At 63.6% G+C, this 22,673-nt stretch carries 18 protein-coding genes; 11 read left to right on the top strand and 7 right to left on the bottom strand.

The annotated features are described in order from the left end of the window. Positions 1-66 precede the first annotated feature (66 nt). The 9 genes from HCR84_RS01165 to HCR84_RS01125 all read left to right on the top strand — a co-directional run bounded on the left by HCR84_RS01165 (position 67) and on the right by HCR84_RS01125 (position 11,109). Complete coding sequence (locus HCR84_RS01165) at positions 67-1,023, top strand: thioredoxin domain-containing protein (RefSeq protein WP_166982859.1); 957 nt, start codon at positions 67-69, stop codon at positions 1,021-1,023. A 101-nt stretch (positions 1,024-1,124) separates the two neighbouring features. Then, positions 1,125-2,069: a DsbA family protein gene (locus tag HCR84_RS01160; protein ID WP_166982861.1), complete on the top strand. Its 945-nt coding sequence runs from the start codon at positions 1,125-1,127 to the stop codon at positions 2,067-2,069. 56 nt (positions 2,070-2,125) lie between these two features. Further along, on the top strand, positions 2,126-2,470 hold the full coding sequence (locus HCR84_RS01155; RefSeq protein ID WP_166982863.1) for a DUF488 domain-containing protein: 345 nt from the start codon (positions 2,126-2,128) through the stop codon (positions 2,468-2,470). A gap of 105 nt (positions 2,471-2,575) precedes the next feature. After that, on the top strand, positions 2,576-3,205 hold the full coding sequence (locus tag HCR84_RS01150) for a PadR family transcriptional regulator (protein WP_166982865.1): 630 nt from the start codon (positions 2,576-2,578) through the stop codon (positions 3,203-3,205). Further along, entirely contained in the window at positions 3,202-3,927 is a 726-nt protein-coding gene (locus HCR84_RS01145) for an ABC transporter ATP-binding protein (protein WP_166982867.1), read from the top strand. The genes HCR84_RS01150 and HCR84_RS01145 overlap by 4 nt, the downstream gene beginning before the upstream one ends. After that, positions 3,924-6,806 (top strand): FtsX-like permease family protein, encoded by a 2,883-nt coding sequence (locus HCR84_RS01140; protein WP_166982869.1) that lies wholly within the window; start codon positions 3,924-3,926, stop codon positions 6,804-6,806. The genes HCR84_RS01145 and HCR84_RS01140 overlap by 4 nt, the downstream gene beginning before the upstream one ends. A 120-nt stretch (positions 6,807-6,926) precedes the next feature. Beyond that, positions 6,927-8,192, top strand: a complete 1,266-nt coding sequence (locus HCR84_RS01135; RefSeq protein ID WP_166982871.1) for an MFS transporter — start codon at positions 6,927-6,929, stop codon at positions 8,190-8,192. Beyond that, on the top strand, positions 8,189-10,090 hold the full coding sequence (locus tag HCR84_RS01130) for a glycoside hydrolase family 2 protein (RefSeq protein WP_166982873.1): 1,902 nt from the start codon (positions 8,189-8,191) through the stop codon (positions 10,088-10,090). The genes HCR84_RS01135 and HCR84_RS01130 overlap by 4 nt, the downstream gene beginning before the upstream one ends. Further along, positions 10,087-11,109 carry a DUF2804 domain-containing protein gene (locus tag HCR84_RS01125; RefSeq protein WP_166982874.1) on the top strand — a complete coding sequence of 341 codons (1,023 nt, stop codon included), beginning with the start codon at positions 10,087-10,089 and terminating at the stop codon, positions 11,107-11,109. Before HCR84_RS01130 ends, HCR84_RS01125 begins: the two co-directional genes overlap by 4 nt. 30 nt (positions 11,110-11,139) lie before the next feature. Here the strand turns inward: HCR84_RS01125 and HCR84_RS01120 are convergent, their stop codons facing one another. From HCR84_RS01120 to putP, 4 genes are all read right to left on the bottom strand, one after another. After that, positions 11,140-11,907 carry a putative protein N(5)-glutamine methyltransferase gene (locus HCR84_RS01120; RefSeq protein ID WP_166982876.1) on the bottom strand — a complete coding sequence of 256 codons (768 nt, stop codon included), beginning with the start codon at positions 11,905-11,907 and terminating at the stop codon, positions 11,140-11,142. Continuing rightward, complete coding sequence (locus HCR84_RS01115) at positions 11,904-12,938, bottom strand: hypothetical protein (protein ID WP_166982878.1); 1,035 nt, start codon at positions 12,936-12,938, stop codon at positions 11,904-11,906. The genes HCR84_RS01120 and HCR84_RS01115 overlap by 4 nt, the downstream gene beginning before the upstream one ends. Next, positions 12,938-13,972, bottom strand: a complete 1,035-nt coding sequence (locus HCR84_RS01110) for an alpha/beta hydrolase (protein ID WP_235940963.1) — start codon at positions 13,970-13,972, stop codon at positions 12,938-12,940. The genes HCR84_RS01115 and HCR84_RS01110 overlap by 1 nt, the downstream gene beginning before the upstream one ends. 146 nt (positions 13,973-14,118) lie before the next feature. Beyond that, complete coding sequence (gene putP, locus HCR84_RS01105; protein WP_166982880.1) at positions 14,119-15,681, bottom strand: sodium/proline symporter PutP; 1,563 nt, start codon at positions 15,679-15,681, stop codon at positions 14,119-14,121. 582 nt (positions 15,682-16,263) lie between these two features. On the opposite strand from putP, the gene HCR84_RS01100 reads away from it, so the two are divergent. Then, the gene (locus tag HCR84_RS01100; RefSeq protein WP_244972626.1) at positions 16,264-17,916 is read left to right on the top strand and encodes a sodium:solute symporter family protein; all 1,653 of its coding nucleotides are present in this window, start codon (positions 16,264-16,266) and stop codon (positions 17,914-17,916) included. Positions 17,917-17,925: 9 nt separating this feature from the next. Further along, positions 17,926-18,057 carry a putative transporter small subunit gene (locus HCR84_RS17520; RefSeq protein WP_218043601.1) on the top strand — a complete coding sequence of 44 codons (132 nt, stop codon included), beginning with the start codon at positions 17,926-17,928 and terminating at the stop codon, positions 18,055-18,057. A gap of 88 nt (positions 18,058-18,145) precedes the next feature. Here the strand turns inward: HCR84_RS17520 and HCR84_RS01095 are convergent, their stop codons facing one another. The 3 genes from HCR84_RS01095 to HCR84_RS01085 form a co-directional block, all read right to left on the bottom strand. Continuing rightward, positions 18,146-20,287, bottom strand: coding sequence for an ABC transporter ATP-binding protein (locus HCR84_RS01095; RefSeq protein ID WP_166982882.1), 2,142 nt, complete (start codon positions 20,285-20,287; stop codon positions 18,146-18,148). Then, positions 20,287-22,020, bottom strand: a complete 1,734-nt coding sequence (locus HCR84_RS01090) for an ABC transporter ATP-binding protein (protein ID WP_166982883.1) — start codon at positions 22,018-22,020, stop codon at positions 20,287-20,289. Before HCR84_RS01090 ends, HCR84_RS01095 begins: the two co-directional genes overlap by 1 nt. Positions 22,021-22,195: 175 nt before the next feature. Continuing rightward, positions 22,196-22,603: a RidA family protein gene (locus tag HCR84_RS01085; protein ID WP_166982884.1), complete on the bottom strand. Its 408-nt coding sequence runs from the start codon at positions 22,601-22,603 to the stop codon at positions 22,196-22,198. Between the last annotated feature and the right edge of the window lie 70 nt (positions 22,604-22,673).

The following is a 22,673-nucleotide window of genomic DNA, read 5'->3' as shown; positions in this document are numbered from 1 at the left end:
GTTGCGGGCCTCAACCGGCTACACTTCCTGCGGAGACTTCCGCCACGACAAGGACGACGCAGCCGCATGACGATCGACAAGAAGCAACTCGCCTCTCTCACGAAGAAGGAGCGGCGCGAGCTGCAGCGAGAGATGGCCCGCATCAAGCGCGAGGCCGATCGCAAGCGGCGCAAACGGCGCAAGGCGCTGGGCATCTCAGGCCTCGTGCTGCTTGTCGTCGCGATCATCGCTGCCGTCGGGCTTGTGGTCTGGACGCAACTGCGCCTGGCAAACGAGGGCCCGCAGAATATGGCGAGCGACGGCATCGTGTTTACGGGTGACGGAAAGGCGATTACCGCCGCTCCGACCGAAGCGCACGCGTGGCTTGAGCCCGCGGCATCCGCTCCCACGCCCGAAAAGGGCATCGTTCCCATCACGATTTACGTCGACTACGGAAGCAAAGATGCCGCTGCGTTCTTCGCGACGAACGGTGAGCAGATTCAGCAGTGGGTGACCTACGGTTTCGTGCAGCTTGAGGTGAAGCCGATCGCCCTCGATCAGTACGACAATGCAACAGAGAACTACTCAACCCTCGCGGCCAACGCAGCGGCCTGCGTCGCAAACTTCGCGCCGACGAACTTCCTCGCCGTCAACACCGCGCTTCTCGATGCAAACCCGAACGTCACCGACACTCCCATCGACAAGGCGGGCGTATCGAAGGCTGTATCAACAGCGCTGGGCGGCGAGAACACCGACATCTCGACGTGCATCGAGAACGATCGCTATGCCAACTGGGTGGCGACGGTGAGCGAGACCGCTGCGAACGGACCGCTGCAGGGAACCGACGTGAAGAAGGTTGCGCACTCGCCGCTCGTGCTGGTGCAGGGCGAGAAGTTCACGGGCAAGATTGACGAGTCCACCGATCTGCTTTCGTTTATCTCGCAGGTGCTCGCTGCAGCCGAGAAGGAGGCCCAGGACTCGAAGGATTCGACGGCGACGCCGGCTCCGACGCCATCCGGAACCTCGACAGAGAAGGCGAAGTAGCCGCGGCATCCGTCTCGTCTTTCAGCGCCCACACATGTGAGGCATACCCACCTGGCGTATTGTTGCACTGACAACATCCCCGCCCCCGACCAGGATGAGCCGTGAGCAAAAAGCCCAGCAATGCCCCATCGCCCGGAGCGTCGAAGAAGCAGCGCCAGCAGCACATTCGCGAACTTGCCCGCCAAGAACGCGAACGTCACGAGAAGCGCGAACGGCGTGTGCGCTGGGCGTGGCAGGGCGGCATCGGCCTCGTCATTCTCGCGGTTGTTGCCATTGTCGTCGTGGTCATTGTCACCTCGATGAAACCGGCAACGGCGGCGGCAGGGCCGAAGAACATGATCAGCGACGGCATCCTGTTCACCTCTGAAGGCGGGCAACCCACACCGGTCGAAACGCCGGCAATGGAGGAAGGTGCCTCGCCGACGCCGACGGACTACTCACAGTACTCGGATGCCGCGAACGTTGTCGTCTACCTCGACTACATGTGCCCCTACTGCGGCCAGTTCGAACAGGCTAACGGGGAGATGCTCAACCAGCTGACGGCGTCGGGCGACATCACGCTCGAAATTCACCCAATTGCATTCCTCAACAACCTATCTCAGGGAACCGAATACTCCACTCGCTCGGCCAACGCCATGGCGGCCGTTGCCAACTACCAGCCCGAGGCGTTCCTTGACGCGAACACAGCCCTCTTCGCGAACCAGCCGGCCGAGAACTCCGAAGGCCTCACTGATGACGAGATCTGGTCGACTCTGCAGTCGGCCGGCGTGACGGACGAGAACGTCAAGAAGGCCATGGACAACGAGGAATTCTCGAAGTGGGTCGGTGAGGTCACGGACCGTGCCATGGACGAGAACCTCCCGTATCTCGACGAGCCTGCACCGTTGAGCGGAACGCCCACGGTCATCATCAACGGAGCTCTCTATGAGGGCAGCATCACCGACACCGGCGCGCTGGCACAGGCGATTCAGCAGGCCGCGAGCGGCACGGGCAGCGACTCCGGCGGCGACGCTCCGGCAACAGAGGAGCCCTCGACCGAGAAGTAGGCTGCACCCCGTCACGAACCCGGGGAGACTCCGCTTTGGCGGCGTAAACTCGAATTATGGCTGTGCGGATCAAGCGTGTGTACGACGATGCCGAGAAGGCGGATGGTTTTCGCGTGCTTGTCGACCGCCTGTGGCCCCGCGGCGTCAAGAAAGAGGCAGCCGAGCTCGACGAGTGGCTGAAGAACGTCGCGCCGAGCCCCGACTTGCGCACGTGGTGGAATCACGACCCGGAGCGCATGGGTGAGTTCGCGAAGCGCTACCGCAGCGAGCTCGACGACAACGATGAGATCGACGAGCTACGCGAAATCGTGTCGAAGAACTCGACTGTGACATTGGTCTATGCGGCGAAAGATCCGAAGATCAACCACGCGCGCATCCTGCGCGACTATCTCGACGACTGAGAGCTCGCGACGCGGGTCTCGCTCTGGCGTCAGCATATATTCCTGCTATTAGTCTCCCAGTATGTATATACTCGTGCATACCGAGTACGCATTACGGGAGATCACATGAGTGTGAAGCACAGCCTGCTGGCCATCCTCGACCAAGGGCCCGCCTACGGATACCAGTTGAAGGCCGAGTTCGATCGACGAACAGGCTCGACGTGGCCGCTCAACGTCGGCCAGACGTACTCCACGCTCGAGCGCCTCGAGCGCGACGGCTTCGTGGTCAAGGGCGAAACGGATGCCGAGGGGCACCAGTTCTACGAGATCACGGATGCCGGCCACGCCGAGGTCACGGGGTGGCTCAGCTCTCCCGTCGAGCGCGGCCGCGTCACGCGCGACGAGCTCGCCATCAAGCTGGCGCTGGCGGCAACGCTGCCCGGCGTGAACATCGCCGAGGTCGTGCAGGTGCAGCGTCACGCGTCGCTCGCGAACCTGCAGGCGCTCACTCGCACCAAGTACGCGGGCAGCGACCCGTCCGGGCCCGAAGAGCTCGCGTGGCAGCTCGTCGTCGACAACCTGATCTTCCAGGCCGAGGCGGAGGTGCGCTGGCTCGATCACGTGGAGTCACGTCTGCGTCGCTTCGGCGATCGTGTGTTGCCGGTTCAGGATGCCGCTGACCTGCCGCGCCGCGGTCGGCCGACAGCATCCACCGACGCTGTCGACGCCGCCCTGGCAAACGGAGCCACGCGATGAGCGCCGAACTGCTGCGACTCGATGGTGTCTCGCAGCATTACGGAAAGGGCGCAACGTCAGTGACGGCGCTGTCGGGCATCGACCTCACCGTGCACGCGGGCGAACTCGTCGCCGTCATGGGAGCTTCCGGCTCAGGAAAGTCGACGCTCCTCGCGGCTGCGGGCGGGCTCACGACTCCCACGAGTGGCGAGGTGATCGTCGAGGGGATCTACCTCAGCGAGGCGAAGCCGACAGAAGTCGCGCGCCTGCGCCGACGCACACTCGGGTTCGTGTTTCAGGACTTCAATCTCATTCCCACGCTGTCTGCGCGCGAGAACGTCTCGCTGCCGCTCGAACTCGACGGGTGGAAAACCCGCAGAGCACGCGCTGCAGCGAACGATGCGCTCGCGAGCGTCGAGCTGACCGACCGTGCCGATCACTTTCCCGACGACCTGTCGGGCGGCCAGCAGCAGCGCGTCGCGATCGCTCGCGCTGTCGTCGGGCCACGCTCGCTGATCCTCGCGGACGAGCCGACGGGCGCGCTCGACTCCGAGACCGGCGACGTGGTGCTGCGAATGCTGCGCAACCGCGTTGACGCGGGAGCCGGCGGCATCCTCGTCACGCACGATGCTCGCCACGCCGCGTGGGCCGATCGCATCGTGTTTCTGCGTGATGGCCGGGTCGTGGATGAATCGAGCGTCGCGCCCATCGAATCCCTGCTCTCTGGCACCGCTGAGCGATGAACCGGCACGGCAACCGAGCGGGAGGCACCACGAAGCCGCGCTACCAGCGTGGTGCGCCCGATCGCGAAGAGTCCCGCTGGCGGCGATCGCTGGCCGAATGGCGTCTGGCGCTGCGCATCGCCCGCCGTTCGGTGTGGCGCTCGCGGGGCACGAGCATCATCGTCGCGCTCATGGTGCTGTTGCCGGTCGCTGGATTCTCTGCAGCGGCGATCATCGGGCAAAGCACATTCCCCACTCCAGACGAAAAGATCGCGGCCGCGCTCGGCCAGAACGAAGCGAAGCTCCTCGCGAGTATCGGCACGCACTCCGGGATGGTGCAAGACCCTTACGATCCGACCCACCTCCAGACTCCCGACAACGCTGCGCCCGCCGCAGACGGGGGAGAGCGCCTCGACGAAGCTGGCGTTCGTGCGCTTTTCCCCGGCGCCGATATGACAGTGCTGTCTTCCGCTATCGTCACGACGACGACTGCAGAGGGCATCGGCCAGCTCCAGGTAACTGTTGGGAACCTGTGGGGAGAGGACTTCGCCGGTCGCACGAGCATTCTCGCCGGCAGTGCTCCATCCGAGCCGGGCGACGTGCTCGTCAGCGCTGCTGCGCTCAAACGCCTCGGGGCGAGCATCGGCGACGCCATCACCGTCACAAAGCCCGCGACGACGCTGACGATCACGGGAGTGCTGAGTGACGCCATGAGCGCGGATTCCGAGGAGTGGATCTACGCCCCCGAAGGCTCGTTTGGAGACGACCTGCAGGTCTGGAACCGCACGTATTACCTTCCCGACACCGTCATCACCCTCGACGAGTTCGCCGACCTCAATGACGCTGGCGTCACTGTGCTGTCCCGCACAGTACTCGAGAATGCCAGCGTCATCAACCTGGCACTGAGCGGCGGATTCTGGTCGACGTACGGCATCCTGCTCATGCTTGCCGCGGCGTTTGCGGCCTTCGAGATCGTGCTGCTCGCAGGAGCGGCATTCGCGGTGGGTGCCCGCAAGCAGCAGCGCGCACTCGCGACGCTGGCGAGTGTCGGCGGCGAACGACGAATGCTGTACCGCGTTGTGACCAGCCAGGGCCTCGTTCTAGGGCTCCTTGGCGGAATCGTCGGTGTCGCGATCGGCATCCCCATCGCCGCCATATACATGCGTGCAACGGCAGATGGAAGTGCGACACAGTACTGGGGCTTCCATGCCGAGCCGCTCACGCTCGCGGCCATCGCACTGATCGCCATGCTCGTTGGGCTCGCCTCCGCGGTCGTCCCGGCGCGGGCCGCAGTGAAGTTCGATGTTCTCGCTGCTCTGCGCGGCAGCCGCGCGCCCGCAGAACCATCAGCACGGTCAACTCGGTGGGGCATCGGCTATCTCGTCGTCGGGACGGCGCTGACCCTGGTCGGCGCCTTCTCGCTGCGTGCACTCGCCTGGAGTAACACCGGGCAGCAGAGCGTTCCGGGGATGCTCGCGGTGGCAGCGCTCATCGTCGGACCGATCGTCCTTCAGGTCGGCATGATTATGTGTGGCGGTGTCATACTGCGCGCTATGGCCCATGTCTTCTCTCGCTTCGGGCTGGGGGCGCGTCTTGCCGCTCGCGACAGTGCGGCGCACCGCGCCCGATCTGTTCCGGCCTTTGCGGCGATCATGGTGACGGCGTTCATCGCGGTAATCGTCATCAACGTCTCCGTAACGTCGAGCGCTGCGAGTGACAAGCATTACTGGTATCAAACAGCACCGGGCCAAGCGCAGGTCTTGATGCCCAAGGACGACGCAGGTGCCCCCGCGGCAACTGTCGATGAAATCACGGGCATCGTTGAGGAGGAGCTCGACACCGTCGCCGTGGGAACCATCTACGCTCCCCTGTCGCGATGGGACAGCGAGACGGGCACTCAAACAGACGGCGCCGTTGTCGTCGCAGAGGCGTTGCCCGAGAATCTCTGCCCGCTGCTACCAGCCTCCGCCGACTACGACCAGAGCATCGCCAACCTCACAGGAGCTAAATATCAAGAAGCTGTTCGCACGCTGCGCGATACTGATTGGCGATGCGACGAGGCACAGACCTCTCGCGTGACCAGCGCCCAGAAGGTTGTCGTGACGGATTCTGCCGGCCTCTCTCTCGTGCTCGGTCATACTGCGCCGGGCGATGTGCTGAGCTCCTTCGAAAGCGGATCCGCCGTTGCTCTCTCGCCCGTCTACGTGAATGACGGTCAATCCGTGTTGCAGTGGTGGGCGCCAGATTCCGACTGGGACAACCCCGACTCCGGCGACGAACCAGTGACCACACAGACGATCAGCGCAGTGAAAGCAGAGCCCGAGGTCGATTTGCCGAGCACTCCCCTGGTTATCTCGGGGACAACGGCCGAGCAACTCGGCATCGATGTCGAGCCGAGCTATTTCATCGCCAACCCTGCCGAGCAATTCGCACAGGGCGAGATCGACGCGCTGAACGCACGACTCGAGCCCATCATGGGCAGCGCCCGTGTTGAGCAGGGCCCCGAGCCCACCTGGCTCTACGTCATTCTCGCCACGCTGCTCGTGGCTGGCGTCCTGTTCGTGGGAGCCAGTGCCGTGGCAATCGGACTCTCCCGCGCCGATGGCCGTGATGACGACGCGACGCTCGCTGCCGTTGGGGCAACACGCTCGCTGCGTCGCACGTTCGCGTTCTGGCAAGCGATCGTCCTCGTCGGGCTCGGCACAGTCACAGGCACCCTAGCGGGTCTCATCACGACATATGGCATTTCGCTCGCCGACACCACAGGCAACGTCGGGTTTGATCCGCCCTGGGTCGCCATCGCCGCACTGGTGATTGGTATTCCCCTTCTCATTGCGATCGGCAGCTGGCTCGTCGCATCGAAACCCGTGACCCTCGTGCGCCGCGCGGCGATCGGCTGAGATCGGCCAATCTCGTGGGCAGTCGACGGCGTTCCTGACGGGAGCAAGCGGCGGCGCGCGATTACCACGATGCAATGCGTCAGGCTACGATTCGAAGTACCCGAATCGTCAAGGATGTCGATGCCCAGCCCGTCTCGCGCCACCCCGCGCACTCCCCCAGCCCGTTCGAAGCCTCCCGCGCTCGGCGGCCGCACGTGGTTTGCGCTCGTCATCGCGATGCTTGTGGCGTTGAGCGCCATCACGGCGACGCTTGCAACGATGCTCATCGGAGCAGCATCCGATCGCGCCCGCCGCAGGCGCCCCTTCATCGCGTTCGGCTACGTGCTCTGGGGACTCTCGACAGCGGCCTTCGGATTCGTGCAGCCGGATGCCGCGCCGGGCGCCCAGCCCGCGGCGAACGCGGTCGTTCTCGCCATCATCGCGATCGTTGTGCTCGACTGCATCATGTCCTTCTTCGGCTCGGGCGCCAACGATGCAGCGTTCAACGCGTGGGTCACCGAGGCTACGGTTCCCACGAACCGGGGCCGCGTCGACGGCGTGCTGGCGATCATGCCGCTCATGGCCATGCTGCTAATCTTCGGCGCGCTCGACCCGCTCACGCAGGCCGGCGAATGGAAGCTGTTCTTCGGCATCATCGGGCTGCTCACCGCTGCGATCGGCATCGTCTCCTGGTTTCTCGTGCGCGACTCCGACAGCATCCAGACCACGACCGACGGCTATTTCGCCGCGACGCTGCACGGGCTGCGCCCCAGCACCGTTCGAGCAAACCCGGGCCTCTATCTCACACTCATCGCGTGGGCGATCATCGGCACGTCGACGCAGGTCTTCATTCCGTACCTCATCATCTATCTGCAGCGCTTCCTGCACATCGACGGCTACGCGCTCATTCTCGGCAGCGTCCTGACGCTCGCCGCGGTGATCAGCGTACTCGGCGGCCGCGTGATCGACCGCGTCGGCAAGCGACGGGCGATCGTTCCGGGCACGGCACTCATGATCGTGGGGCTCGTCGGCATGTTCGTCGTGCGCGACATGGTGCCCATCATCGTGTTCGGCACCTTCATGATGGGCGGTTTCATGGTAACCGTCGCGGCGATTTCGGCGACGGTGCGCGACCACACGCCCGCCGACCGCGTCGGCATGATTCAGGGACTGCGCATGATCTCGGCGATCCTCATCCCCATGGTCGCCGGCCCGTTCATCGGCGCCGCCGTCATCACCGGCGCCAACGAGACATACCTCGACCTCGGCGTCGTCAAGCAGGTGCCGACGCCGTGGATCTTCGTCGCCGCGGCTATCGTTGCCGTCTTCGTCGTGATTCCGGTTGCTCTGCTGAAGCACCGGGAGCCGAATTCAGATGCCCGCGATTCAGAAACGGCAGATGCATGAGCCTTCTCACCCCCTGGGGCGAAGCCCTCGACGCAGACAGCCCGTTGCCCGAGTACCCGCGGCCGCAGCTGGTTCGCAACAGCTACGTGAATCTCAACGGCCGGTGGCAGCACGCGTTCACGTGTGCGCAGACGACGACGCAATCGGCGGGTCAGGATGCTGCAGCGGCAACCGGCCCGCTCACCGTCGCCGACCCGGCACACCCGCCCGCGACGTGGGACGGCGAGATCATCGTGCCGTTCTCCCCCGAGACGCCGCTGTCTGGGGTCGAGCGGATGCTGCAGCCAGACGAGCTGCTCTGGTATCGCCGCACCGTCACGCTGCCCAAGGGCTTCGTCGGCGAGCGCGTGCTGCTGCATTTCGGCGCCGTCGACCAGTCGTGCGAGGTGGCCGTGAACGGTGTGCGGGTCGGCGGGCACACGGGCGGATTTCTGCCGTTCGCGCTCGACATCACCGAGGCGCTGGCTGCCCGCGAGGCGGATGCGGGCGACAGCGCAGTCGAGCACGAGATCGTCGTGGCGGTGCGTGACGTCACTGATTCATCGTGGCTCTCGCGCGGCAAGCAGGCGCGCAAGCGCGGTGGCATCTGGTATTCGCCCCAGTCGGGAATCTGGCAGACGGTGTGGCTCGAGTCACTGCCGAACCTCGCCGTCGACGGCCTCGAACTGACGCCTCGCCTCGACGAACGCGCTGTCGACGTGCGCGTCCGCTGCGATGGCGTTGCGCAGTCGGGCGGGCCCGGGGCCGCGAACACCGCCGCCGTGACCGTCCGTTCAGGCGGCGACGTCGTCGCGGCAGCATCCATCACCCCCAATGAGACAACCCGCATCGCGTTCGCAGACGACCACGAGGTGCAGCCCTGGTCGCCCGAGCACCCGTTTCTCTATGACGTGGAGGTGACGCTCGGCGACGACCGCGTCACCAGCTACGTGGGAATGCGCTCCTTCGGTGTGGGGCCAGACGCCCACGGCACACCGCGGATGCTGCTGAACGGCAGACCGTACTTTCACGCCGGGCTGCTCGACCAGGGCTACTGGTCTGACGGTTGGCTCACTGCGCCGAGCGACGCCGCCCTTGAATACGACGTGCAGCTGGCCAGAGACCTCGGCTTCACCATGCTGCGCAAGCACATCAAGATCGAGCCGCTGCGCTGGTACTACCACTGCGACCGCCTCGGAATGCTCGTGTGGCAAGACATGGTGAACGGCGGCACAACGTACAACCCGCTCATTATCACCGTGCCGGCGGTGGGCACAGGGCCCGTCAGCGATCATCGTTACAAAGCATTTGGGCGAGCGGATGCTGCTGGGCGCGCGAGCTACCGTGACGAGCTTCGCGCCACCGTCGAGCACCTGCGCAGCGTCGTGAGCCTTGCGCTCTGGGTGCCGTTCAACGAGGCGTGGGGGCAGTTCGATGCCCTGCAGATCGAGAAGGAGCTGCGCGCGCTCGACGACACGCGACCGATCGATCATGCGAGCGGCTGGCACGACCAGGGCGGCGGAGACCTCAAGAGCCTTCACGTGTACTTCCGCGCCTTCCGCGTGAAGAACGCCTGGCGCGACGACGGCCGTGTTCTCGCGCTCACCGAGTACGGCGGGTACAGTCATCGCGTCGAGGGACACTGCGTCACCAACCGCGAGTTCGGCTACCGAAAATACACCACGGATGCCGAGCTCGACGCGGCGTTCGCGGCGTTGCACGACGAGCAGATCGTCCCCGCCGTCGCGCGCGGCCTCGCAGCATCCGTGTATACCCAGCTGAGCGACGTCGAAGACGAGGTGAACGGCATGGTGACCTACGACCGCCGCGTCGTGAAGATCGCGGCCGACACCGTGCGGCGAGCCAACCTGCAGCTCACCGCGGGCAACTCCACTGCGACGAAGGGCGAAACCTCGTGACCCACAAACCCCAGAGCACCGAACGCGAGATCACGCAGCGCACAGCACTGACCGATGCCCGCGGCCGTCTCAACCCCGACGCCGTCGGATGGATGCGCCGGCCCTTTGTCGACACCAGCGGCATCGACGGCAGACGTGTCTGGGGTCGCAACAAGCGCTGGGAGTACTGGTGCGTCATGACGCCGACGCACATCATGGCGGCAACGGTGTCGTCAATCGACTACGCCGGCGTGCACGAGGTGTGGGTGTTCGACCGCGAAACCGAGGAGTCAATCGGCCACGGCGCAACAGTTCCTCTCGCGCGCGGCGCAGTGTTGCCCGCGAGCCTCGGCGACGGGCCGGCAAGCGCAAGCACCCGCGACATGAGCATCGAGATCGCTGACGTGGATGCTGGCGCCACACGGCTGCGCGCCCGGGCACCGCGCGTGCGGTTCGACGTCGCCGCCGAGACTCCTCCTGGGCACGAGAGCCTCGGCGTCGTTGTGCCCTGGAGCGAGTCGCGCTTTCAGTACACGGTGAAAGACATCGCCAGACCGGCATCCGGCACCCTCTGGATTGACGACGTGGAATACGCCGTTCCTGCAGACCGCTCGTGGGCGGTGCTCGACCATGGCCGCGGACGCTGGCCCTATAACGTGCGCTGGAACTGGGGCGCAGGCTCGGGCACGAGCGGTGACCACGTCATCGGCATTCAGCTCGGCGGGCAATGGACCGTTGGCACGGGATCGACAGAGAACGCCTTCGTGCTCGACGGACGGCTGCACAAGATCGGCGAGGAGTTGCGCTGGCAGTACGACACCGCGAACTACCTTGAGCCGTGGCGCATCACGGGCGACGACATCGACCTCACGTTCGAGCCCTTCTACGACAAGGTGACGCGCACCAACCTCGGCGTTCTGCAGTCGCACACCGACCAGTGTTTCGGCGCCTACTCGGGCTGGTTTCGCGACGCCGATGGCGTCGCGACAGAGTTCACCGGCATCGAGGGCTGGGCCGAAGACGTGCACAACCGCTGGTGACCGGGGTTCCGGTGATCTGACAGCGAGTGGTCATGTGCGCGTGCCGATGACCACCGTTGTTTCGCGCTCGTCGTCGTACACGGTGCGCCCACGCAGGTTCGCCGCGGCGAGCGCTGCGAGCGCAGCATCCGCCTGCTCGTCGCTGATTTCACTGAGGATGCTGCCGCCCGCTGCGAGCCAAGCGGGCGCCGCAGCGACAAGGCGACGAAAGACGTTGAGGCCATCTGCTCCGCCATCGTGCGTGACTGCCGGTTCGCGCTCGCGCGCCTCGGCGGGCATCAGCCGCAGTTCAGCGCTCGGCACATACGGCACGTTGGCGACAATCACGTCGATGCGGCCACGCAGGTCGGCCGGCAACGCGTCGACGAGGTCGCCCTCGTGCACGGCACCGAACCCCGCCAGGTTCTCGCGAGCGCAGGTCACGGCGACATGCTCGCTGTCTGCGGCGTGGAGTTCGATTCCCGGATGCCGCTCGGCGATCACGCTGCCCAGCGCGCCCGAGCCACAGCACATGTCCACGACGATACTGCCCTGCGCGCACAGCCGCGCGGCCTGGTCGACGAGCGCTGCGGTGCGCTGACGCGGAATGAACACGTTGGGCGCCACAGCGATGCGCAAGCCGCAGAACTCCGCCCAGCCGACGATGTGCTCGGGTGCCTCGCCGTCGAGACGCCGCCGCACCATCAACTCCAGATCGCGCGCATCGCGTGCTGCCTCGAAAAACAGCGCTGCCTCTTCCTCGGCAAAGACGCTTCCCGACTCTCGCAGACGCACCGCGAGCTTCTCGACGTCGCTCACCGCAGCATCATCCCCATGATCATTCCGCCGACGAGCACGACGAACGTGCCGATCAGCCACGGCATCACGTTCACCTTCTGCATGCGCACGCCCTGCGGGGCGACGCTGCCATCGAGCGTGCGGTCATCGCTGTAGCGGCCCGCCCGGCGCGCCATGTCGGCTGCGACGCGCTGCAGAAGCCGGTTGATCACTGCCCACTCCTGCTCGCTGCCAAGGGCGAGACCGAGCGGCTTGTAGAAGAGCATGCGGTCGTCGATGATCTCCACATCGAATGCCGAACCCGAGTCGATGAGATCGACCATGAGATCGGGCGTCAGCAGGTAGCGGATGTCTGCGTTGTACCCAACGGGGCAGAGGAGCCTGAAGTGCTTCGGAAAGTCGCCCTCGAGTTGAATCGCGCCACTCTTGTAGGGGTTGGGAAACACCTGCCCGTTGAGGCCGTTGTTCGTTCGCGAATCGAGGATGGTGTGTGGAAATCGACGCTCGAGCTGCACCGAGATGAAGCCCCAGCGGTGATCGATCGCACCACCGCGACTCGTGTCCTGCTTGTAGGCCAGATTGCCGATGACGATCTGAGGCCCGGCACGTGTGGCGATCACATCGTAGATGCGATCGCTCATGCCGAGGAGAAGCCCCGCAGCTCCAGGGCGCGTGTCAGCCATCTCCGTGTACGCGCTGTCGTTTGCATCGGCGAGCCTCGAGAGCAGCAACCGCTCGCGCCAGAGTCGTCGTCCCCACCGCGGAAAGCGCACCCGTCCGACAATGAGCACAGTACCGAGCGCCATAAAGAGTGCGAAGACGGCAAGGCCGATCGTGACGCCCGTCACCCCGTCAAAGCTAAATCCCACGATCGAGAACAGCACAGTTGCGAGAGTGAACGGCACAATCAGCAGCGAGGTGCAGCCACCGCGAAAACTCGGGGCTGCCGCGTCGGTGCGGGACACACCGCGGGCGATCGCCTCACGACGGAACGCGCCGAGCTCGGCGCGGCTCGGCCGGTACCTGAGCCATGATGTGTCGAAACGGCGCATCAATGCTGCTCTGCCGTCACCCGGTCGAGAAAGTCGAGGGTCTTGTCGAAGGCGATTCTGGCATCTTTCAGGTCAAGATGAAACTGGTATTCGTGGGGAAGCGCCGGTTTGTGGTCTGCTTCGTAGAACAGCTCGGTCACCTCAACGCCTTCGTCGCGCAGCGTCTGCGACATGGGGAGCGACTGAATCCAGGTGAGAGCATCGCCGTTTCCACCCGAGATGAAGGTTTCTGGGAAGTCTTCCGTCACCCAGTTCTGCGTCGACATGAGAGAGCCGGAGGCCAGCTGTGACCACGCCTTCGTGCCGGTGTACGCCCAGAGCGCTGTCTTCAGCCCCCACGATTCGATGCCGGTGAGCTCAGCCATGGCATCGAGGTCATACACGCCGCAGTACAGAATCACGGCATCAAGCTGGTCAGGAGAGAGCGCCGACTCAATACCGGTGAAGTGAGCATAGTGCGGGTTGGTGACCAAAACAGCGAGCTGGCTGGCAAGCTGTGATCCCGCAGAGTCTCCGGCAAGGATGATCTGGTCTGGGTCAATGCCGAGTTCATCGGCGTGGTCATCGATGTACTCGAGTGCCGTGTTGAGCTGCTCAAATGCCGTGGGATACGTGGCTTCGGGGCCGAGTGTGTAGCCGATGCCGATTGCCGCATAGCCCTCGTTTGCGATCATCTCCAGGTACGGTGCGACATTGTCTTTGCTGCCCGACACCCAGGCTCCTCCGTGCACCCAGACAACGACGGGGAGCGGCTCAGAAGCCGATGCCGGGCGGAACACATCGAGTTGCGTGTCTTCACTGCCCGTGGCGTATGGGATGTTCCGTTCTGATTCGATGTCGAGCTTGGGCTGGTGTCGCTCCATCTCGGCAACCGTCGCGGCGCCCCCGTCTTCAAACACCCCACGAATCAGCATTGTCGACGGCCACGGGCTCGCGCTCGACACAAGCGCGATGAGTGCGAGAACGACGCCACAGCCGAGCAGAAGCTGGCGCCAGAGGAAGTGCGAGCGCGAGGGTTTCTGAAAGGAAGTCACCTCGCGAGCCTATCGATGAACCGCGACTCGCCACGAGAACCTCGGCGTCAACGCACGAGTGTCGGCCTGCCCCTTACCCTAAACATGGCTGTGGGGCAGGAGAACTCTCCTGCCCCACAGCATCCAGATTGCTTATTCGACGCCGATCAGGCTTCGGGTGATGATGCCTCGGCCGGTGCCTTGTAGCCGGGCAGCGCGATCTCTGAGGTGCGGCTGAACTCCTGAGTGATCGCGTCGTTCTCTTTGAACGTGAGCAGGCTGACGACGACGGCCACAACGAGGTTCGCGATGAATCCCGGAATGATCTCGTAGGTCTGTGCGACCCACGACTCTGCCCCGAACATCGTCGCTCCGAACTGTCCCCACACGTAGGCGACGACGGCACCGGTGATGAGCCCGGAGAGGGCACCCCAGTTACTGAGCTTCTTCCAGAAGAGAGCAAGCAGAATGATCGGCCCGAATGCGGAACCGAAGCCTGCCCAGGCAAACCCGACCAAGTCGAGGATGCTTTGAGACGGGTTGAGTGCGAGAATCACCGCGATGATCGCGACGATCAGAACACCAACGCGACCGAATGCCACATAGGTCTTGTCTTTGATGCGATCAACGCCGCCCGTCTTCTCTGCAATCATCTTGTAGAGGTCTTCCACGAGAGCAGATGACGTGACGACAAGCTGAGACGAAATCGTCGACATGATTGCTGCGAGCACTGCTGCGAGCACCAGACCAGCGATGAACGGGTGGAATAGAATCTGCGCGAGGTCGAGGAACACTGTCTCGCCCGATTCTGCGTCGGTCGGCTGACCGCCCGTGTTTGCGAAGTACGAGATGCCGATCAGCGCCGTCGCAATCGATCCGAGCACGGTCAGAATCATCCAGCCGATTCCGATCCGGCGCCCCGCCGTGGCGTCCTGCGGGGACTTCAGCGCCATAAACCGCACAATGATGTGCGGTTGCCCGAAGTACCCAAGCCCCCACGCAGCAGCAGAGATGATCCCCAGCGCAGCTCCACCCGGAACGAGGTTCAGAAGGTTCGGATCGAGGTCGTTGATCGTGGTGACGACCGTCGATGGGCCGCCCGCGTTGACCACGGCAACGATCGGAACGGCGATCAGCGCCGCCAGCATCAGCAGACCCTGAGCGACGTCGGTGAGCGTGGCACCGAGGAATCCGCCAAAGAGGGTGTAGATCATGGTGATCGCGGCGACGAGGAGCATTCCCCACACGTAGTTGATGCCGAAGCTCGATTCGAAGAACTTGCCCGCTGCCACCATGCCGCTCGACACGTAGAACGTGAAGAAGACCAGGATGATGATGCCGCAGACGATGCGCAACGCACGCGACTTGTCACGCAGTCGGTGCTCGAGAAAGCTCGGAATCGTGATCGAGTTGCCGGCAACCTCGGTGTACGCACGCAACCGCGGCGCGACGAACTTCCAGTTGAGCCAAGCGCCGATCGTGAGACCGATCGCGATCCACGCCTCAACAAGGCCCGATATGTAGATGGCACCGGGAAGACCCAGCAGCAACCAGCCGGACATATCGGAAGCTCCCGCGCTGAGGGCCGCCGTTCCGGGGCTCAATCCGCGACCCGCGAGCATAAAGCCGTCGAGGTCGTTCTTGGTTTTTCTATACGCGAACCAACCAATGGTTAGCATTCCCGCGAAATAGAGAACGATGGCGATTGTCTGGAACACTTGATCCGACATACTGCTCCTCGGGTTTTTCTCTCCTCACGCCAATGTGAGGATGTTTCCACTATGCCAGAGGAATCCCGAATGTCGGGCCCTCAAATGGGTGTCATCCACGCGATGTCGGCGCGGGGTTGTTGGTGGGGTGAATGCTCGAGCGCATCGGAATTGAGTCGCCATCGGGGACTGCTTGGCGTCAGCGATGCCTCTCGGGCACCACACAACCCTAGCGAAAACCTGAGAATCCATGGAAATCTCTGTCAATTCGCAACCGATTTCCAGCTTTGCTATGGTGGCTCACGGCGCGTGCGCTCGCGACAGGTGCTCCCACCTCCGGTGATGTGAGCATGTCTGCTGAGCCGCGCAGTGCGATCTCACCACGGGTGTCAGGTTGCGCTTGTTCGCGGTGCCGGATCGCGAATCACTCCGTCGACGGCGGATGAACGATGCTGCCTGCCCACAGGCATGCGCAGAAATGAACGCGGGTCCGGCGCCGCCGAGGAAAGGACGACATTCTCCGTGGACGTATCTGAGCTCAGCCAATTGGGGGGACCGCTCACCGTCGGTCTGCTGATCCTCTTCTTTGGCGGCACTCTCGTGATGTCGATCGCGATCAGCCGCAAGAAAGAGAACGCGGACGGCTACATGACAGCGGGAAACAAGATCGGCTTCGGAATCTCTGCCGCGTCGATGACCGCCACCTGGATCTGGGCATCATCGATGTATGCCTCAGCGACGTCTGGCTACACATACGGAATCTCCGGGCCGATCCACTATGGGCTTTGGGGAGCCCTGATGATTCTGCTGATCTACCCGTTCGGCCGCCGCATTCGCAAAGTCGCGCCCCGGGCCCACACCATGGCTGAGGTCATGCACGCGCGGCACGGCCGCTCGAGCCAGCTGATGCTCGCAGGCTCCAACGTGCTCGGCAGCCTCATCAGCCTCACGTCGAACTTCATCGCCGGCGGCGCACTCGTCTCGATGCTCTCCCCCTTCAGCTTTGGGCAGGGCATTCTCATCATCGCTGCGGGCGTTCTTCTGTACACCCTGTGGTCGGGGTTCCGCGCGTCGGTGCTCACCGACTTCGCGCAGGTGATTGCAATGCTCGGCGCCGTCGTCATCATCATTCCCGCCGTGTTCTTTCTCGCCGGCGGTCCGTCGATGTTCGTCGAGGGCGCCAAGAACCTGACTCCGCAGCAGGGCGATTTCTTCTCGTCGGATGCCTTCCTCAATCAGGGTGCCCCGTACATCGCTGCTGTGCTCGCGTATGCGATCGGCAACCAGACAATTGCGCAGCGTCTCTTCGCCGTGCGCGAGGACCTCATCAAGAGAACGTTCGTCACGGCGACGGTCGGCTACGGAGCGACGATCATCGGCATCGGCATGCTGGGCGTCATGGCCCTGTATCTCGGCATCGAGCCGATCGACGGCGACCCCAACAACCTGATCCCTCAGATTGCAGCGACGTTCCTCGGGCCGGTTCTACTCTGCCTCTTCTTCATCATGATCATCGGCTCGCTCGCCTCCACGGCAGACTCCGACCTTGCCGCGCTGTCGTCAATCATGATGGCCGACGTCTATGGCCAGAACATCGCAGGCACGAAGAACGCGAACCCTCAGACGATGCTGCTCGTTGGCCGCATCACCATGATCGTCGCAACGGGTGCTGCGTTGTTCTTCGCCAGCGGCCAGATGAACATTCTCGATCTGCTCGTGTTTGTCGGTGCCCTGTGGGGTGCCCTCGTGTTCCCTGTCATCGCGAGCTTCTACTGGAAGAAGGTGACGAACCTCGCGTTCTCGGCGTCGGTGCTCACCGCACTCGCCGTGTTCATTCCCGTGCGCTTCGAGTGGTTCTCGATGGCTGGCGCCACCGGCATCATCTTCGACGTCCTCTCGGTGATCGGCATTGGCATCGTGCTCGGTCTCATGGCGTTCGGCTTCTTCGGCAAGCGGGTGGCACTCATCGTCGCGGGCGTCGCCATCGTGGCATCCGCGCCGTTCGCCATCGGGTTCTTGCACGACTACGCCGTGCTTTCGGGCTCCCTCGTGGCGTATTCCGTGAGCACGATCGTCTGCACCGCGCTGTCGTTCCGCAGCAAGATGAACTTCGACTTCGACCTCATCAAGCAGCGCACAGGCGACTTCGACACAGAGAACCCGGAAGACGCGCTTCTCGACACCGTCACGCCCACCTCGAGCGCAGACAACACCACCGATTCCGACGACGAGTCCGCCGACCAGGCGCGACGCTAAGGAGCACCCATGAACGTCATTCTGCTCACCGTCTATGTTCTGGTCTGGCCCCTCATCGTGGCCGGAACGCTGTACTACATCGCGAGCGCCTTCTTTCGGGAATGGCGTGAGGCACGCCGTGAGGGCCGCCGCCTGATCTAGCTGGCGGAACGCACCTGGCCTGAAGCACCGCGGCATCCACCCTTCTCGGTCTTGCCTCTGGACTGAACAGAGACCAGTTGAGCCGACCTTAGTCGTTTGAGTCGTTCTCCGTCGGCACTGCTCCCGTCACCGCGGGAACCTCTTGCGTGAGCGGTGCCTCGGCTGCCACCTCGAGATGCTCTTCGGTCTCAAACTGCTCCTCGCGGTCTTCACCGCGGAACTGCGTCATGTAGAGATCGAAGTATGCCCCACGCTTGGCCAGCAGACCGTCGTGCGTGCCATGCTCGACGATCGCGCCGTTCTCCATCACGAGAATCGTGTGCGCATCGCGAATCGTCGACAGGCGGTGCGCGATGACGAACGATGTGCGATCGGTGCGCAGCGCGGCCATGGCCTTCTGCACGAGCAACTCCGTTCGCGTGTCAACCGAACTCGTCGCCTCATCGAGAATAAGCAGCGACGGGTTGGCAAGGAACGCGCGGGCGATCGTGATCAGCTGACGCTCGCCGGCCGAGACGCTGCCGCCCTCGGCATCCACCACGGTGTCGTACCCGTCAGGAAGCTGGCGCACAAAGCGATCGACCATGGTCGCCGTCGCGGCATCCACAACCTCGTCGTCTGTCGCATCGAGACGGCCGTACCGGATGTTGTCGCGGATGCTGCCCTCGAACAGCCAGGTGTCCTGCAGCACCATGCCGACCTGCGAGCGCAGCTGGGCGCGTGAAAGCTCGCGCGTGTCGATGCCGTCGAGCAGGATGCGCCCACCGGTGATCTCATAGAAGCGCATCACGAGGTTGACAAGCGTTGTCTTGCCCGCACCGGTCGGCCCGACAATCGCGACGGTCTCACCGGGCTGCACCTCGAACGACACGTCTTCGATCAGCGACGACTCCGGCACATAGCTGAACGAGACGCCGTCGAATTCCACATGGCCGTTTGTCTTTTCGGGAAGCTCGGCGCGCACGTCGTCAGGCTCCTGCTCGTCTGCGTCGAGCAGCTCGAACGTGCGCTCGGCCGAGGCAACGCCCGACTGCACCATGTTGGCGACGCCGGCCATTTCGCTGATCGGCTGCGAGAACTCGCGCGAGTACTGAATAAATGCCGTTGCATCGCCGAGCGTCATCTGCCCTGACGCGACGCGCAGGCCACCAGCGACGGCGATCAGTACGTAGGTGAGGTACGAGACAAACTGCATGGCGGGCATGATCATTCCCGAGACGAACTGGGCGCCGAAGGATGCCCGGAAGAGCTTCTCGTTGCGGTCGTCGAACTCCTGCAGCATTTCTTCATCACGACCGAAAGCGCGCACAAGCTCAAGCCCTGAGTACGACTCTTCGATATGGCCGTTGAGTGTTCCCGTCTCTCTCCACTGCGCGGTGAACAGCTTCTGCGAACGCACGCCGATCACTCCGGCAATGATGGCCGAGAGCGGAAGGGCGATGAGCGCCAGCAGAGCGAGCTGCCACGAGACGATGAACATCATCGCCGCGATGCCCACGATGGTGAGCAGCGACTGCACGAGCTGCGAGAACGCCTGCTGAAGTGCCTGCTGAACGTTGTCAACGTCGTTCGTCACGCGCGACATGAGGTCGCCGCGCTGGCGTGTGTCGAAGTAGCTCAGCGGCAGGCGATTGAGCTTCACCTCGATGTCTTCGCGAATTCGGAACACAACGCGCATCACGAGGGCGTTCAAGATGAAGCCCTGCGCCCACATGAGAATGGACGCAATGACGTACATGCCGAGCACGATGAAGATGAGGCGGCTCAGTGCGACGAAGTCGATTCCCTGCCCCGGCACGACATCGGCCGTCGCGAGCATCTGGGCATAGTCGCCATTGCCCGCTGCTTTCGCCTGATCGATAATCGTCTCGAGCGGAACACCCTCGGGCAGCTGCGCTCCGATGACGCCGTTGAAGATCACGTCCATTGCGGCACCCAGAACCTTGGGTGCGATCACCGTGAGCACAACGGAACCGACGACGAGCAGCACGACCAGGACCATGCCGGTCCGCTCGGGTTTCAGCAATCCGACAAGACGCTTCGCCGAAGGCCAGAAGTGCTGCGCCTTCTTGGCAGGGGCGTCGCCGAACATGTCGCCGTCTGCCTCTGTCGGGGTGTACTCCAGTAATGCATCGTCAGTTTTCGCTGCTTCCGCCTCGGCAATGCTCGACCCTGTCGGTTCAATTCCGGATGCTGTGGAGGCGGCGTTCTTCTTGTCGCGGCGGGCCATCAGCGCACCCCTTCCACACTGAGCTGGGACTCGACGATCTCCCGGTATGTCTCGTTTGCGACGAGAAGCTCGTCGTGCGTGCCCCGGCCGACGATGACGCCGGCGTCGAGCACGATGATCTCGTCTGCCTCACGAATCGTCGACACCCTCTGGGCGACGACGATCACGGCGGCATCCGTAATCGACTCGGCGAGCGCTTCGCGAAGCCGGGCATCGGTTGAGACGTCGAGCGCTGAGAACGAATCGTCGAACAGATACACCGTGGGCCGAGATACGAGAGCGCGTGCGATGCAGAGTCGTTGGCGCTGCCCGCCCGAGACGTTCGTGCCGCCCTGTGAGACGGGGTCGTCGAGTCCCTTCGGCTTCGCGGCGACGAAGTCGTCTGCCTGGGCGATGCGCAATGCATCCCAGAGTTCGTCATCTGTGGCGCCGGGTCTGCCGAATCTCAGGTTGGAGCCGATCGTGCCCGAGAAGAGGTAAGGCTTCTGCGGTACCAGGCCGATCACGCTTGCGCGCTGTGCCCGTGTGAGATCGGCAACAGACGAGCCGTCGATGGTGACCCTGCCCGACTGCACGTCGTATAGGTTGGGAATGAGGTTGACCAACGTCGTCTTGCCCGCACCCGTCGAGCCGACGATCGCCGTGGTGCGGCCCGGCACAGCGGTGAAGCTGACGTCGTCGAGTACGGGCCGCTCGGCGCCGGGGTACCCGAACGTCACATGATCGAACACGACGGTGCCGGTCTCGGGTGTCGGTGCCTTCTCGACCGTGGGCGGAACGTGGTCGCTCTCACGGAGCACGTCGTCGATGCGCTCAGCGCACACGACTGCCCGCGGAATCATCATTACCATGAACACGCCCATCATGACGGCGACGAGAATCTGCAGGAGGTACTGCAGAAATGCGGTGAGGGAGCCGACCTCCATCGCGCCAGCATCCACTCGGTGCCCGCCGAACCAGAGAACAGCGGATGTTGCCAGGTGGAGCACCATCATGATGACGGGGAACATCAGAACGAAGATGTTGCCGACGCGCACTGAGACGCGTGTGATCGCCTCGTTCGCCGAGCGGTAGCGCGCCGTCTCGTGGGGCTCGCGCACGAACGCGCGGATGACTCTGATGCCGACGATCTGCTCGCGCAGAACGCCGTTGATCGTGTCGATGCGATCCTGCATCTCTCGGAAGAGAGGCAGAAGCAGCCTCACGAGGAAGCCGACGACGATGAAGAGCAGAGGCACCGAAACCCAGACAAGCCATGACAGACCGACGTCTTCGCGCAGTGCCATGACGATGCCGCCGATGCACATGATGGGTGTCATCACCATGAAGTTCAGGGTCATGAGCACGAGCATCTGCACCTGCTGCACATCGTTCGTATTGCGGGTGATCAATGTCGCAGTGCCGAACCGTCCGACCTCGAGGGCTGTGAGCTTATCGACCTTGCTGTAGATAGCTCGGCGAAGATCGCGGCCGACCGCCATGGCCACGCGTGCACCGCAGTAGATCGCGCTGATGGCGGCGATGATCTGCGCGAAGCAGACGATGAGCATGACGATTCCGGTGTTCCAGATGAACTCGGTGTCGCCCTTGGCGATGCCCTCATCGATGATGCGAGCGTTGAGGCTTGGCAGGAACAGCGTGGCGATCGTCGACGCGAGCTGCAGAATGACGACGGCGACAATCCACGGCCAATACGGCCGGGCATAATGAAGTGAAAGGCGGAGGAGGGCCACGAGAGTTTCGTCCTGACGTCGTGATTCTCGCCTGGTGAAATTTGGCGAGCGTATGAGCCTAACTCACGTCGCGCGAGATTTTCTATCCGCCTTAAGGGGGATATCTGAGCAATTCTCGGTGGCCGAATGGAGTCACCCGAGTCGGAGCCTGTCGCTTGATAGCGGTGCCCGTAGGTTAGTCACGCACGGCAGCGACTGCTTCGATCTCGACAAGCTGAGCGTCGTAACCGAGAACTGTCACGCCCATGAGCGTGCTCGGCACGGCGTGTTCCCCGAACGTATCTCGTACGACCTCCCACGCGGCGACGAGGTCGGACTGCTGTGTCGAGGCGACGAGCACGCGCGTGCTGATCACATCGGTAAGTGTCGAGCCGGATTCAGCGAGCGCGATCTCGAGATTCTCGATGCACACCGCCGCCTGTGCCGCGTAGTCACCGATCCCTGCCGTGGTGCCGTCGAGGTTCAGCGGGCAAGCCCCGGCGAGAAAGATCAGTCGCGCGTCGGCCGGCGCTGTGGCCGCATAGGCGTATTCAGCAGTGGATGAGAGTCGGTCAGTGTGAATCAGGGTGACGGCTGACGGCATGGCATTCTCTCCCCGGCTGTGCTTACTCTCATGGTTGGCGCTCACGGTTCACTCTCACGAGCGGTTGCGG

This window comes from Paramicrobacterium fandaimingii (assembly GCF_011751745.2).
Lineage (GTDB): Bacteria > Actinomycetota > Actinomycetes > Actinomycetales > Microbacteriaceae > Paramicrobacterium > Paramicrobacterium fandaimingii.
Note: the sequence above shows the minus strand (reverse complement) of the source record. Positions and strands in the feature narration are given on the sequence as shown.

Excerpts from the sequence above, each read along its gene's own strand:
- HCR84_RS01165 (WP_166982859.1), top strand. The coding sequence starts at position 67 with ATGACGATCGACAAGAAGCAACTCGCCTCTCTCACGAAGAAGGAGCGG.
- HCR84_RS01155 (WP_166982863.1), top strand. The coding sequence starts at position 2,126 with ATGGCTGTGCGGATCAAGCGTGTGTACGACGATGCCGAGAAGGCGGAT.
- HCR84_RS01150 (WP_166982865.1), top strand. The coding sequence starts at position 2,576 with ATGAGTGTGAAGCACAGCCTGCTGGCCATCCTCGACCAAGGGCCCGCC.
- HCR84_RS01145 (WP_166982867.1), top strand. The coding sequence starts at position 3,202 with ATGAGCGCCGAACTGCTGCGACTCGATGGTGTCTCGCAGCATTACGGA.
- HCR84_RS01140 (WP_166982869.1), top strand. The coding sequence starts at position 3,924 with ATGAACCGGCACGGCAACCGAGCGGGAGGCACCACGAAGCCGCGCTAC.
- HCR84_RS01135 (WP_166982871.1), top strand. The coding sequence starts at position 6,927 with ATGCCCAGCCCGTCTCGCGCCACCCCGCGCACTCCCCCAGCCCGTTCG.
- HCR84_RS01130 (WP_166982873.1), top strand. The coding sequence starts at position 8,189 with ATGAGCCTTCTCACCCCCTGGGGCGAAGCCCTCGACGCAGACAGCCCG.
- HCR84_RS01115 (WP_166982878.1), bottom strand. The coding sequence starts at position 12,938 with ATGCGCCGTTTCGACACATCATGGCTCAGGTACCGGCCGAGCCGCGCC.
- putP (WP_166982880.1), bottom strand. The coding sequence starts at position 15,681 with ATGTCGGATCAAGTGTTCCAGACAATCGCCATCGTTCTCTATTTCGCG.
- HCR84_RS01100 (WP_244972626.1), top strand. The coding sequence starts at position 16,264 with ATGTCGATCGCGATCAGCCGCAAGAAAGAGAACGCGGACGGCTACATG.
- HCR84_RS17520 (WP_218043601.1), top strand. The coding sequence starts at position 17,926 with ATGAACGTCATTCTGCTCACCGTCTATGTTCTGGTCTGGCCCCTCATC.
- HCR84_RS01095 (WP_166982882.1), bottom strand. The coding sequence starts at position 20,287 with ATGGCCCGCCGCGACAAGAAGAACGCCGCCTCCACAGCATCCGGAATT.
- HCR84_RS01085 (WP_166982884.1), bottom strand. The coding sequence starts at position 22,603 with ATGCCGTCAGCCGTCACCCTGATTCACACTGACCGACTCTCATCCACT.